Source organism: Winogradskyella sp. PE311 (assembly GCF_046545555.1).
Classification (GTDB): Bacteria; Bacteroidota; Bacteroidia; order Flavobacteriales; family Flavobacteriaceae; genus Winogradskyella.
The window spans coordinates 168,659-182,384 of the sequence record NZ_JBHZTH010000001.1; the positions used below are offsets into that span (position 1 = coordinate 168,659).

Annotated in this window: 10 protein-coding genes and 1 pseudogene; 6 read left to right on the forward strand and 5 right to left on the reverse strand. The window is 31.5% G+C overall.

The window, feature by feature from the left end:
• The 5 genes and pseudogenes from metF to ACFWU4_RS00700 all read left to right on the forward strand — a co-directional run.
• Complete coding sequence (gene metF / locus ACFWU4_RS00680) at positions 1 to 957, forward strand: methylenetetrahydrofolate reductase [NAD(P)H] (RefSeq protein ID WP_411123858.1); 957 nt, start codon at positions 1 to 3, stop codon at positions 955 to 957.
• 132 nt (positions 958 to 1,089) lie between these two features.
• Positions 1,090 to 1,743: a hypothetical protein gene (locus ACFWU4_RS00685; RefSeq protein WP_411123860.1), complete on the forward strand. Its 654-nt coding sequence runs from the start codon at positions 1,090 to 1,092 to the stop codon at positions 1,741 to 1,743.
• On the forward strand, positions 1,736 to 2,311 hold the full coding sequence (locus tag ACFWU4_RS00690) for a hypothetical protein (protein ID WP_411123862.1): 576 nt from the start codon (positions 1,736 to 1,738) through the stop codon (positions 2,309 to 2,311). The genes ACFWU4_RS00685 and ACFWU4_RS00690 overlap by 8 nt, the downstream gene beginning before the upstream one ends.
• The gene (locus ACFWU4_RS00695; RefSeq protein WP_411123864.1) at positions 2,302 to 3,426 is read left to right on the forward strand and encodes an MBL fold metallo-hydrolase; all 1,125 of its coding nucleotides are present in this window, start codon (positions 2,302 to 2,304) and stop codon (positions 3,424 to 3,426) included. Before ACFWU4_RS00690 ends, ACFWU4_RS00695 begins: the two co-directional genes overlap by 10 nt.
• 15 nt (positions 3,427 to 3,441) lie before the next feature.
• Positions 3,442 to 3,651, forward strand: a pseudogene (locus ACFWU4_RS00700) (methylenetetrahydrofolate reductase); the annotation flags it as partial.
• A gap of 2 nt (positions 3,652 to 3,653) precedes the next feature.
• On the opposite strand, the gene ACFWU4_RS00705 reads toward ACFWU4_RS00700, so the two are convergent.
• Both ACFWU4_RS00705 and ACFWU4_RS00710 read right to left on the reverse strand, forming a co-directional pair.
• Positions 3,654 to 5,189, reverse strand: coding sequence for a sugar porter family MFS transporter (locus ACFWU4_RS00705; RefSeq protein WP_411123866.1), 1,536 nt, complete (start codon positions 5,187 to 5,189; stop codon positions 3,654 to 3,656).
• 33 nt (positions 5,190 to 5,222) lie between these two features.
• Positions 5,223 to 6,059, reverse strand: coding sequence for a DMT family transporter (locus tag ACFWU4_RS00710; RefSeq protein WP_411123868.1), 837 nt, complete (start codon positions 6,057 to 6,059; stop codon positions 5,223 to 5,225).
• A gap of 173 nt (positions 6,060 to 6,232) precedes the next feature.
• Here ACFWU4_RS00710 and ACFWU4_RS00715 point away from each other — a divergent pair, with 173 nt between their 5' ends.
• Positions 6,233 to 8,623 carry a polysaccharide lyase 6 family protein gene (locus ACFWU4_RS00715; RefSeq protein WP_411123870.1) on the forward strand — a complete coding sequence of 797 codons (2,391 nt, stop codon included), beginning with the start codon at positions 6,233 to 6,235 and terminating at the stop codon, positions 8,621 to 8,623.
• Positions 8,624 to 8,701: 78 nt separating this feature from the next.
• Here the strand turns inward: ACFWU4_RS00715 and ACFWU4_RS00720 are convergent, their stop codons facing one another.
• The 3 genes from ACFWU4_RS00720 to ACFWU4_RS00730 all read right to left on the reverse strand — a co-directional run bounded on the left by ACFWU4_RS00720 (position 8,702) and on the right by ACFWU4_RS00730 (position 13,725).
• Positions 8,702 to 10,036, reverse strand: coding sequence for a T9SS type A sorting domain-containing protein (locus ACFWU4_RS00720; RefSeq protein WP_411123872.1), 1,335 nt, complete (start codon positions 10,034 to 10,036; stop codon positions 8,702 to 8,704).
• Positions 10,037 to 10,125: 89 nt separating this feature from the next.
• A complete protein-coding gene (locus tag ACFWU4_RS00725; RefSeq protein ID WP_411123874.1) occupies positions 10,126 to 12,540 on the reverse strand; it encodes a glycoside hydrolase family 2 protein in 2,415 nt (804 codons plus the stop codon).
• On the reverse strand, positions 12,541 to 13,725 hold the full coding sequence (locus ACFWU4_RS00730; RefSeq protein ID WP_411123876.1) for a glycoside hydrolase family 88 protein: 1,185 nt from the start codon (positions 13,723 to 13,725) through the stop codon (positions 12,541 to 12,543). It abuts the gene before it with no gap.
• Position 13,726 lies beyond the last annotated feature (1 nt).

Sequence of the window (13,726 nt, forward strand, 5' to 3'; positions counted from 1 at the left end):
ATGAAAGTAACTGAACATATAAAAAACGCAAACGGAAAAACACAATTCTCGTTTGAAATATTACCACCTTTAAAAGGACAACATATTCAATCTATTTTCGATAATATTGATCCTTTAATGGAATTTAAACCTCCGTTTATTGATGTCACCTATCATCGTGAAGAATATGTTTTTAAAGAAGTTGAAAATGGACTTCTAAAAAAACAAGTGGTAAAAAAACGACCAGGAACTGTTGGGATATGCGCAGCCATTCAGAATAAATATGGAGTTGATGCTATACCTCATATTTTGTGTGGTGGTTTTACAAAAGAAGACACCGAAAACTTTTTGGTCGATTTAGATTTTCTAGATATTGATAATGTCATGGCATTACGTGGTGATGCTGTAAAAAGTGAAACCTATTTCAAACCCGAAAAAGAAGGTCATGCTTATGCCAGTGAACTCATCTCTCAAATTGAGGAAATGAATCATGGTAAATATTTAGATGAGGAATTATTAAATAGTTCTGCTACTAATTTTTGCATTGGAGCTGCAGCGTACCCTGAAAAACATATGGAAGCACCAAGTTTAGAAAGCGATATTCACTTTCTAAAAAAGAAAATTAAAAATGGGGCAACTTATATTGTAACCCAAATGTTTTTTAACAATCAAAAGTATTTTGACTTCGTTACAAAATGCAGAAAAGAAGGGATTATTGTTCCTATAATTCCGGGTTTAAAGCCTATTTCAACAAGAAAGCAACTGAATTTAATTCCACATCGTTTTCATGTAGATTTACCAGAAGCACTTATTATAGATATTGTAAAATGCAAAAACAATAAACAAGTAAGACAAGTCGGTATAGAATGGTGCATAGAACAATCAAAGGAACTTCAAAAAGCTGGCATTCCTGTTTTACATTATTACTCAATGGGCAAAAGTGACAATATAAAAGTAATTGCTTCGGAGTTGTTTTAGTAATCTAAATCTCAACTTATTAACTTTTTTCTGTTAAAAAGATTATTTTTTATTAAAATAAATATAAAATAGACTTTAAAAGCCTCGAATATAACCTCCAATTCCATATATTTGAACTGATAACAACTATCGATGAAATTAAAAAACAGCGTTATATACGATTTATCAATTGTACTAGTTGGTAATTTCAATCCTTCTATTATTACTCCCTCATGGCTAGCTTACAAAAAATTAATACGAGAGTCTGATTCTGAAAATGCAGATATAACTATTATTCACCCAGAAATAAGTCATTTCTCTTTATCATTTTGTGAATTTCAAGTCTCTATGGATAAATGCATCATAACAGCTGAAAATGAAGCAGATTTTGAACTTATCCGAGATTTATCTATAAGTATTTTTTCGTTTTTAAACGAGACACCTATTAGTGGAATAGGAATTAACCACAATATGCATTTTGGTTTAGAAAATGAAGATGACTATAATCGTTTTGGAGACTGGTTAGCTCCATTAAATATTTGGAATAATCATTTAAGAAACCCTAAGCTTTTAGAATTAAAAGTTATTGAGCCATTTGAGGATAATAATCCTGTAAAAAATATGATTACAGTTACTACATCCGATAAAATATCTATTTATGGTGTACGTTACCAATTAAATTATCACATTGAATTGAGTAGAGTAAAAAATAAGTTGCCTGCTGAAGTTATATCTAAACATTGGCACATAAGTTTTGAAAAAGCTAAGCAAATATTAAATTCGACAATAGAAAAATTCTATGCATAATACTATTTCAAAAAGTAGTTGGATAAATGATGTCTTAACTACAGAAAATGAGGTTGATAAAAAAATATTATCAAAATACACCAAATATTACGCTAGTGTTACTGAACGAAATAACCTATTAGCAAAAAACGACTATTGGTTTCATATTTTTGATAATAATTTTGACGAAAATGAACATTTTGAAAAATTATTGTCCTTCAAATACCCTATTAAAGAAGCTAATTTCAATTTTCATAATAAAAATAATTATGCCAAGGCGATAACAAAATTAAAAGGATATGTCTCAGAAATTAAAGATGAATATTTTGTAGCAAAATTAGAGGAACTTGATAATTCTGATACTTATGAAATAGGAGAGTTTGATTTATCAGATGTCGATAAAGGTGATATAGAATTATTAGAAGTTGGCTCTGTATTTTATTGGAATTTCGGTTATCATGTTGATAGAGGTCAGGTTAAGAAAATGTCAGAAATACGATTTCAAAGAATTTCTAATCTAGATATAAATGAATTTGATTCTATTTGTGAAGAATCAGACAAACTTAATGATAGCTTAGATTGGGATTAAACGATGAATTTTTCACTTTACCTTCAAACGATGAAATTGAAGTTACTCTATTTGGAACAGGAGGAGGATATGGAGAATCCATAGTGATAAAAATTAATAATGATGAATGGGTTATTATAGATAGTTGTATAAACCCAAAGTCAAAAATTCCTTTAGCCTTAAATTATCTAAAAAAGATAGGTGTAAACTTGTCTAGAGATGTGAAATATGTAATTTGTACTCATTGGCATAATGATCACGTCAAAGGACTTTCAAATATATTAAGAGTTTGCAAAAATGCTGTATTCTGTATGCCTTCTGTCAGTGATACAAAGAAGTTTTTAAAACTTGTTAATCTAGATTATTCTAAAATTGAAAAAGGTTCAATTTCCTCATTTAATGAATTTAAAGATTGCCTTGATTTAATTAATCAAAGAAAGAGTAAAACAATAAGAAGATTAAAGTCGGATTTAGTTATTTATTCTGATGAAATGATTTTGTCGAACCATTCTAAAATTAAAGTTGAGTTATTTTCTCTTTCACCTTCAGAAGCTGTAATCTTAAATTTCGACAAAGAAATTTCTACTCTTTTTAGAGACTTCAACCTTTCTAAAAAGTTAGTTACTGAAAAGTCCCCAAATGATAAATCTGCAGCTATTTATTTTAAATATGGTGATTTTAGTGCACTTCTTGGGGCTGATTTGGAAATCTCTAAAAAGGAGGACGAAGGTTGGAAAGATATATACAACAACTCTGTAGTAATAAAGAACAAGTCTATTATTTATAAAATACCTCACCATGGCTCCAGTAATGGTTATGAAAAAACCATTTACGAAGGTTTGATAGAACCCAATGCTATCACAAAGTTTTCTCCATGGAACTCTGGCTCAAAACTACCAAGACCAGAAATGGTAGATAAATACAAGGGTCATAGTGATAAAGTATATATAACCTCTCCTATAAAACTCAATAACAAATCTAAAAAAAGAGATAAAAGTATTGAGAAGATCATCAATCTTTTTAGTCGTAAACTAATTGAAGTAAAGTTTGAAGAAGGAATTGTTAGGTCAAGACATTCAATATTAGATCCTGATAATATTAAAGTCGAAACGTTTGGTAACGCTTTTAAAGTTTAAAAATAGAAAGGACTATTAATTACGCATCGTTTTCACGTAGATATGCCTGAAAATTTAATTATTTCGATGCTAAAGTGTAAAGACAATAAAGAAGTAAGACAAGTCGGTATAGAGTGGTGCATAGAACAATCAAAGGAACTTCAAAACGCTGGAATTTCTGTTTTACATTGTTACTCAATGGGCAAAAGTGACAACATAAAAGCAATTGCTTCGGAGTTGTTTTAAATTTAGACAGCTAATTCGTTTTCCAACTCTTCCAAAGATTTTCCTTTTGTTTCCGGTAAAATTTTTAGAAGTACAAAAAAGCCAATAAGTGCGATTACACCAAAAATAAAAAAGGTTAATGCATTTCCTAAATTGGAAAGTTCCCAAGGGAAAATTAATTGTACTAAAGAGCTAATCAGTGAGTTCACAAATGCAATTACTCCAATTGCTAGACCTCTGTACTTTAATGGATATAATTCTGATAATAAAACCCACATTACAGGGCCCAAAGAAAATGCAAAACAAGCTATAAAACCTAAAATTCCTACCAAAATTAAACTTGCATTTATTGTTGTAGCTGCTTCTAAAATTGCACCATCATTTTTACTATAAATCTTATTTCCTAAAGCTGTTTTTATTTCATTCTTAAATTCGACATCACTATTATATTCCTTCTCAGCAAAAGGTAATAATTTTTCTGCATTAGAAAATTGAAAGGTATTAATACTTTCTTTTGATAATTGATATTTTGCTTGATTAAAGCCATAAGCACATAAGAGTAAGCTAATTGCAATACCTGCTGTACCGATTAACAACAAAGGCCTTCTACCCATCCTATCTATTAAATAAATAGCAACAAACGTAAAAACTACTGAAATTGTACTTAATAAAACACCCGAAGAAAAAGCAGCATCTGTTCCAATACCTGTTTGTTTAAATATAGATGTTGCATAGAAATAAACTGCATTTATCCCCGTAATTTGTTGCAGAACACCTACGATTAAACCTACAATTAAAATAAATCGTAATGACCGTTTTAATAACTCTTTAATCTTTAGTGGTTCTTTATTTTTATCTGCATTAATATGTTCTTCGATAGATACAATTTCTAGTTCACCTTTTGCGCTTCCATGAATTTGAACTAAAACATCCCTTGTAGCTTCATAACGTCCTTTTAAATACAACCACCGTGGACTCTTTGGAACAAAAAACAAAAACACAAAGTATAATATTGCAGGAATTAACTCAACACCTAGCATCCATCTCCAAACGTTATTATCATTAAGAAAGTTGTTTTCTGGTGTATTGTATTTATTAAAAAAATAATTACTTAAAAACGCTGCGAAAAAACCAAAGACGATATTTAATTGCTGCAACGAAACTAGCTTTCCTCTATTTTCTGCGGATGAAATTTCAGCAATGTACATCGGTGCCAAAACTAATGCAGCACCAAATGCTAAACCACCAATCATCCTAGCTATATAAAGTATTTCATAGGTAGATGCAAGAGCCGATAAAACAGCCGAAATAGCATATAAAAATGCTACAAAAATGAGCAGCTTTTTTCTTCCCAGAAAATCACTCAACCTTCCTGAAAACAACATAGCAAACATTGCTGCAAAAGATGGAGAACTAACTACCCAACCTGATTGAATTTCATTTAAATCAAATTCAGGACCAGCAAAAGACATAACACCAGAAATAATACCTGCATCAAAGCCAAAAAGGAATCCACCTAAAGACACAACAAACGCAATAAAGACGAGTTTTCTATTCATAATATCAGTGCTGCTTAAAATATTTTTTTTGATTCAATTATTGGTTTTCTTTATAATAACATTTAAGGTAAGACCAAGAACAATCAGTAAAATACCTCCCAAACTCCATAGAGTGTAGACCTCTTTAAACCATGTAAAACCAATAATTATTGTAAAAATAACCTCTAAATACTTTAATGGAGCCACTTGGTTGGTTTCACCTACTTGCATTGCTTTAGTCATATAAAGTTGGGCAAAATACCCAAAAATACCCAAACTCAAAAAGACTAACCACTCTTCTCCTTTTGGTGTGATCCAATTATTGATTGCTAAAAGACCACCAATAACCGCAGAAATAACCATAAAATAATTTACTACAACAACGGGATGATCTTCCTTGCCAATTTTTCTAATTGTAATATATACTAAACCAGCAAAAATCGAAGATACGACTGCAAAAATAACACCTTCAACTTGCACTTCTGAATTGAACCCCTTTAAAATCAAAACACCTGAAAATGCAATTGCAAAAAACAGCCATTGCATCGGTTTAATTTTTTCCTTAAGGATTATTAAAGCAAAAAATGCCGCAAAAATTGGAGCTATATACCTTATAGAAACAGCAGTTCCCATAGCTATATATTTTAGCGACAAAAAGAACAAGGTCATAGAAATAAGGCCAAATACTGATCTAGTAATAAGTAATGCTTTTTTATTACCTAAAATTGAAATGTTATTTTTTAACAAAAATGGAATTGTAAAAAACAGAGATCCTATGGATCTAAAAAATACAATCTGGTAAACACTAAAATTATTTAAAGACTTTACAAATACATTTAAAAACGTAAACGCAAGTGCGCTAATTATCATGTACTGTATTGCCTTCTTCAAAGTTTAATATTTGTTAAATTTTATTGCATTTTACAAAGAAGCAATTTAAGCATAAAATCACGAAAAATAATTAGAAAATAGTTCAATTATTGCTTATTTTTAAAGGCCTAATCAAAAACGGAACCGTTTTTGATTATTTTAATTTATTACTTAAAATAGAATCAATTTTACAAATGAAAACTTCACAACTTTTTATACTTATAAGCTCATTTATATTTATAAGTTTTTCTAACGCACAAGACATCATCGTTTCAAATATTTCTGAATATAACATTGCGCTCTCTAAAGTGAATTCTGGCGGAACGATTATTTTAAAAAATGGAGAATGGAAAGACACAAAATTATTGGCCCATGGTAATGGATCAAAAGAAAATCCTGTAATTATTAAATCCGAGACGCCAGGCAAAGTTATTTTATCTGGCGATTCTGGTCTTAACATATATGGAAATCATGTTATTGTAAGCGGTCTTTGGTTTAAGGACGGAAAAATCACTTCTAAATCTATTGTTCAATTCAGAAAAAACTCGAAAGAATTTGCTAATAATTGTAGGTTTACTAATTCAACAATATCATATGTTGGTGTCGCAGATGACAGTATTAAAGATCACTGGGTAGATATTTGGGGTAAAAACAACAGGGTCGATCATAACAATTTTACTGGTAAGACTTCTTCTGGAACAACCTTAGTAGTTTGGCTAAAGGGAGAAGAGCATATTGAAAATAATCATCAAATAGATCATAATTTTTTTGGGCCAAGACCAGATTTGGGAGAAAATGGAGGCGAAACCATAAGGATTGGTACGAGTGCGAATTCTATGAAATCATCGAAAACAATCGTAGAAAACAACACTTTTAAACAGTGCGATGGTGAAATTGAAATTATATCTAATAAGTCTAATGATAACATTTTTAGAAACAATTTATTTATAGAAAGTAAAGGAACGTTAACCCTAAGACATGGTAATAACGCTTTAGTAGAAAATAATGTTTTTTTAGGAAATAACGTTTCTAATACTGGTGGTATTAGAGTAATTAACGAGGGTCATATCGTTAGAAATAATTTAATGGTAGGTCTAAAAGGCAATGGCTATAGAGGACCTATTGTTATTATGAATGGAGTACCTAATTCACCATTAAACAGATACAATCAAGTTAAGAATGTAGATATTCAAAATAACACTATCATAAATTGTGGCCCTATGACTTTTGGTGCTGGCAAAAGTGACGAGTTAAGTTTAGCACCAGAAAATACAGTATTTGCAAATAATATAATTACAAACACAAATGGTGGAAGAATATTAGATATTGTAGATAATACAGATGGCATTTCTTTTAGCGGAAACATAGTAGATAGTGAGGCTAGTGCAGACTCAAGATATTTTATAAAAACATCTATAGACTGGAGTGTTTTAAAATCGTTACCAATGCCAACTGAAAATAATCCTGTTCTAAAAAGCGTAACAAAAACTCCAAAGAGTCCGATTGAAGATATTACACAATCTAATAGAGATGTTTACGTTGCTGGAGCTTTTAACTTAAATAATACCGGAATGCCAAAAGCTTTGTTAACCAGAACAGGTCCCGGTTGGAAACCTAATATTATTGCGCCAGTAGTAAAACCAGAAGATTTAATTATCGAACCAGGTATTGGAACTTTATCTAAAGCTCTTAGCAAAACAAAAGATGGCGATGTTATTACACTAAAAGAAGGGTTGTATATTCTAAGTAAAAGTTTGAAAGTGAAAAGTAAAGTTTCAATTATTGGCTCTGAAAATGGAGAAACCATTGTAAAAATGATAGATGATATAGACAAACCCTTCACCTATTTTCTAAGAATTAATCAAGGAACATCTCTTAATATTAAAAATGTCACTTTTGATGCATCACACAGCAGACCAGCAAAATATGCTATTGTTTCGCCAGATAAATTGGAATCTGATTTATATGAACTTAGCGCAGAAAATTGCACATTTAAAAATTTCACCACTCAAAGTGGCGGAAGCATTTTTAAAGCATATAATGGTACAATGGCAAGTAGTCTGAATTTTAAAAATTGTAAATTCTTAGATAGTTATAGAGGGCTGAATCTTTCATATGATAAAGACAACTTAGGAAAATATAACGCCGAAGCCATTTCGATAGATAACTGTATATTTAAAAATATTGAAGAATTTGCAGTTAATTATATCAGAACTACGCCAAACGTAAATATAAAAGGCGGTAAACTTTTAATTACAAATAGTGTATTTGATAAAGTAGCAAATACAGAGAAAGGGAGAATTATTAGACCAAATGGTATACATGAAGTTACAATTAAAAATTCAGTATTTATAAATAGCTATAAAGCACTAAAGCCGCTTAATTTAGAAGGTGTAAATAGCATAATAAAAAACTGTTTGTTTGATGATAGTGGTTTTCCTAAAGTGACTAAAGGTGCAAAAGAACAAAACATGGTTTATAAAAGCCCTAAGTGGGAAGATAGGAATAACTATATACCGAGTAAAAAATCACCATTGCAAAAAGAGAATAATGGTAGAGAGCAGATAGGCCTTAGAAATAAGTAAGGTTTAACGTTAAATATAAAAAAGGGCAACTTATTAAATTTAAGTTGCCCTTTTTCTATAACTGTAGTTTTAATTAACTTATTCAATAATAACTCGCCTCGTTATTGAGTTAGAACCAGAATTTATTTTCAGTAAATAAACTCCTGTCGCCATGTTAGAAACGTCAATTGAATCGTTAACAAGGTTAGTAGTTGAAAGTACATTTACACCTACTATATTATATAATTGAACAGAATCAATTTGAGTATCATCTGATGTTCTAATTGTTATATTTGTTTTTGCAGGGTTTGGAAATACACTAAATTCAGTTTGTACTATGTCGTTTGAAGAAAGTGTAGAAAAATCAACATTAATTTCACCTATTGTTAAACCGTCAATATCGCTCATTGAACCTAAACCACTTAATGAATTGCCTGTTAATTCAGAAGTTGGAAAGTTTCTCTCTGCTGTACCACTAAAAGTCCAATCTGGGCCCGAACGTGAATTTATGCGTCCTGCCATCCAATCATCGTTGTTGATTCCATCAACAGAAACGGAGTTACCTGTTTTCACTCCTTGTCTAGCAAAATATTGAGGATATTGATTAAGAGGAATTATAGTAGCAGATAATGCAGGATCAACAGTTACAGTAACAGCTGTTGGTAACATTGCCATAGGATCTTCAACAAAAACCACTGGACTATATGCATATTCTCCCGTTCCTCCAATATCATCATCATCTAAAATAGCTACAGAATCATAAATAGTCCAACCTGTTGCTAAACCATCTAAAATTCCATCCGCATTTGAATCAATTTCTTCTCCATCTGGATTACCTTCCATTGCAGGCGTTTGTATAATCATATAAGTAGCACTTTGATCGATCATAGTTCCGTCATACCCTCTTACACTCGATACACCATTAAATCTATCTAATTCATAATCACCGTCACCTTCTAAGACCCACGCTGGTACGCCTGTAAACTCTATAGTCAAAACAGAGGCTGATGAGGCAGCCAAAGCCGAAGCATAAGGATTGGTAATAGTTACACCACTGATATCAGTCGTTCCGTCAGAATCTAATGAACCAGTATCAAAAGTCATATTAGAGACAATGACTAAAATCCCGTTACTTCCAAATGTTAATCCACCTAATTCTACTGCATCTTGAATTCTTCCCGGATTTTCATCATCACCATCAATGGCAATAAAGTATACATCGTCTGGAATTGTTGCACCAGGAGTACCTCTAAACTCAAAATATTCTAAAGTATCATCTACAGCATATTCAAAGTCCTGAACTAAAGGAGTGTCTGTGTAATCGTTAAATACACCTGAATTATTTGGCGGACTGACGACAATCTCACTAATATAATATTGTGCACTCATAAATTGAGTGACTATTAAAAATGCAAAAAGTAATTTTGTTTTCATAATCGTTTTTTTAGTTATATTATTTAATTTAAAATACTATTGGTTAATTGGTAAACCAATCTGGTCAACCAAATATACATAAAATTATTTTATTCGATTGTTAAATAGGTGCCTTTGAAGTTCTGATTTAACACCATAATCTTCAAAGGTTTATCTTTTGATTCTCTTTTCACTTCAATTGAAGCCTTACCATTTGACATTTCTATAGACTCGCTTCCTCTTGGAGTGCCCAGGTTTTTATATGTCTCACCACCAGATAAACATTGAAAATAAACTCTATTTTCATAGTCTAAACATCTTAAACCTTTGCTATCATGCGCAACTGCCGTAACAAGATAGTTCCCATTTTCTAAAACTTCATAGCTTAGTTTAAGTGCTTTTGCTTTTCCATTTTTAGTAAAACGATAATTAACTTTTAATTCATCTTTAACTTCGTCTCCGTCTGTAGTCTTTCCGATTGAAATCAATTCATTTTTTCCTTCTCTAAAATTAAGTGTCCAGTTTAGACCTGCTGCCGGAAATGCTTTTGTATCTCGTTTTTTAGTTCCTATGCTCTTTCCATTTAGAAATAATTCAACCTCAGGACAGTTGCTATATACACTGATATCTCGAGCTAAACCCTTTGGGCCTTGACGCTCTGTCCAAGTATGAGATTCTATGTACGTAAAAGGATCTGATGTATTCCAATAACTTTTAAATACATAAAATGCGTCTTTTGGATTATTCTCTCTGTCCACCAAACCTTTTTGATTCATATAAGGAATCGCATTTTCTGGTCGTAATGGTGTTCCAAAATCTTTAAAAGCCCATTGCGCATTACCTATGAATGTTGAATCATTTTCAGAAATACGTAAATGCCAATCAAATAAATCTACAATATAATTCTCGCTCCAATCTCCTATTTGCGCAATATTGGCAACATTGGTTTGTACAATGGCTTCCTCCCAACCATCTGCCTTAATTTTTCCCTCTCCAGTAATTGGATTTTCTGTATGTCTGCCTACATGACTAGAACCGCCATATTCAGTGTGTATAAAATGCTTGTATTCTTCTTTATACTGATCGATAGCTTTTTGATAGCTTTTATAACTCCCAGAATACCAACCCGACCAAATTGAAGGAGAAAACACATCTACGATATCTGCACCTTCATAGTATTTTCTGATCGCGGTTTTACGTGTAGGATCTAATCTATATGCGTAGTCATTCAATTCTTTTAAATAGACATTTATATTTTCTCTATTGTCACCTCCTTCAAAATCTGGTAACCAATAAATTTCGTTTCCTAATGACCAAAAAATAATACTTGGATGATTATAGTTTTGCTCAATAATTTCTTTGAGCATACCTTTAGTATTAGTTTTCCATGTATCATTTCCAAGACCACCTCGACACCATGGCAACTCATCCCAAACTAACAAACCTAATTCATCACAAGCTTTATAAACTTCTGGATCTTGAGGGTAATGTGCTAAACGCACAAAATTGGTTCCCATCTCTTTAATGAGTTCCATATCTGCTCTGTGCATTTCATTAGTCATAGCTGCGCCAACACCTGCATGTTCTTCGTGTCTATGTGTTCCTCTTAGTAATAATCGTTTTCCGTTAAGGTAAAAAGCTCCATAATCTTTAAACTCAAACCATCTAAAACCGACGCGTTCTGAAACCTCATCTATAACTTTATCATTTTCTAAAAGTTGAACTTTTAAAGTATATAGATTAGGATGGTCTGTATGCCAAAGTTTAATATCTTTTAATTCATTAAAGCTTATTTCTAATTCAGAATCAGTGGCACCAAATGTTTGAGTCTGCACTTCTTTGCCATCTAAATCCATTAATGTTGCTTTAATTCTTGAATCATTATTTGAATTACTAATATTAAAAGTTGCGAGTAAGTCTGCACTTTTATCTGAGACATTTGGTGTCGTAATCTTTAAGTTAGATAAATGTTGTTTTGGCAAAGTCACTAACCAAACATCTCTTGTAATACCTCCAAAAATGAAGAAGTCGCTCTTTTGTGATGGAATAACCTCTGGGTCATATCCATTATCAGCTCGAACTAAAATTTCATTTGTTCCTTGTGAAATAGCGTCCGTAATATCAATCGTAAAACCGATATATCCACCAATATGACCACCCACTTTTTTTCCGTTTACGTAGACTTCACTTGTAATATTAACACCTTCAAAATAAAGTTGATAGATTTGACCTGAAACTATTGAATATATATCCAAATCCTTTTTATACCAACTCCCTGTTCGTCTATAACCAGGCTCTAAATCAGTAGCATCTAATGCATTCCATGTATGTGGTACATTTATAGGCTCCCAATTATTTTGACTTAAGGCCTCATCGATACTATTTGTATCATTTTCTAGATAAGACCAATTATCGTTAATATTTATTTTACTTCGTTCTTGATTACTATTTTCAGTAGAACTTCCACAAGAAAATAATACTATACTCAGGCAAAACAATCGTACTAATTTTGATTTTAATATCATCTATTCTAATGCTTTTAATCTTAATAAGGTTTCTAAAAAATAATAATCACCATAAACTATTGGTTCGTCCATTTCATCTTTTTTAGGCCAATTACCAGTGCTGTGATCTAATATAAATGGAGCTTGAATTGTCGTGTCTAAAACATACTTATTAGACTTTAAACTATTAATTACTTTCTTACTATAATTTAAATAAGCTTCATTCTTTGTGTAGCCATAAAGTTCTACCAATGCCGAAGAAACGACTGTCCCGGCCGATACGTCTCTTGGAGCATTTGGTATTGCAGAATCATCGAAATCCCAATATGGAATGCCATCCTCTGGCAAATTTTTATGACCTAAGTAAAAGTTTGCTGTTGCCTTGGCACGCTCTATATACTTAGGATTTTTGGTGTATCTATAAGCCATTGTAAATCCATAAATAGCCCAACCTTGTCCTCGTGCCCATGACGACTCATCGCTAAATCCTTGATGCGTTACTTTCATTCTAATAATAGTTGTTATGGTATCATAATCTAAAACATGATACGAACTATGATCTGATCTAAAATGATTTTTTAAAGTTGTATTTGCATGCGTAACTGCTAACTTATGATAAGTACTATCTCCAGATATTTTAGTGGCCTCAAAGAGCAATTCTAAATTCATCATATTATCAATAATTACAGGAAATTGCCATCGTTTTTTATTGAAATCCCATGAGCGAATACTTCCAATATTCTCATTGAATCTTGTGCTCAACGTTTGCGCACTTTTTACAATTATAGATTTATAGACTTCATTATCTTCAAACTTCAAACCATTGCCAAAACTACAGAAGACCTTAAAACCCATATCGTGAGTTCTATCATTAAACTTTTCTTTCTCAATAAAAGCAGTCCATTCCTTTGCTTTTTCTTTAAAATCTTCATCACCTGTTAACTCATAAATTTGCCATAGGTTACCTGCAAAGAAACCGCTCGTCCAATCTTTTGAAGGTACTTTTTTAATTGCTTTATTTTTGTGAGAATAACTTCTAGGAAAAGCAATTGAATCAACTTTATAATCTAACAACTTTGAATACCGATTTTCGAGTTTTGCTTTTATTGACTCAGAGTTTTCCACGATAGAATTACTCTCATTCTTGCAACTTAACATCACTAGAAAAAAGAAAATAGTTGTATAATTAAAATTCTTTTTTATCATA

What these genes read in the sequence shown, in the direction of transcription:
- ACFWU4_RS00725 (WP_411123874.1), bottom strand. Translation starts at nt 12,540, where the DNA reads ATGATATTAAAATCAAAATTAGTACGATTGTTTTGCCTGAGTATAGTA.
- ACFWU4_RS00690 (WP_411123862.1), top strand. Translation starts at nt 1,736, where the DNA reads ATGCATAATACTATTTCAAAAAGTAGTTGGATAAATGATGTCTTAACT.
- ACFWU4_RS00720 (WP_411123872.1), bottom strand. Translation starts at nt 10,036, where the DNA reads ATGAAAACAAAATTACTTTTTGCATTTTTAATAGTCACTCAATTTATG.
- ACFWU4_RS00705 (WP_411123866.1), bottom strand. Translation starts at nt 5,189, where the DNA reads ATGAATAGAAAACTCGTCTTTATTGCGTTTGTTGTGTCTTTAGGTGGA.
- metF (WP_411123858.1), top strand. Translation starts at nt 1, where the DNA reads ATGAAAGTAACTGAACATATAAAAAACGCAAACGGAAAAACACAATTC.
- ACFWU4_RS00685 (WP_411123860.1), top strand. Translation starts at nt 1,090, where the DNA reads ATGAAATTAAAAAACAGCGTTATATACGATTTATCAATTGTACTAGTT.
- ACFWU4_RS00730 (WP_411123876.1), bottom strand. Translation starts at nt 13,725, where the DNA reads ATGATAAAAAAGAATTTTAATTATACAACTATTTTCTTTTTTCTAGTG.
- ACFWU4_RS00715 (WP_411123870.1), top strand. Translation starts at nt 6,233, where the DNA reads ATGAAAACTTCACAACTTTTTATACTTATAAGCTCATTTATATTTATA.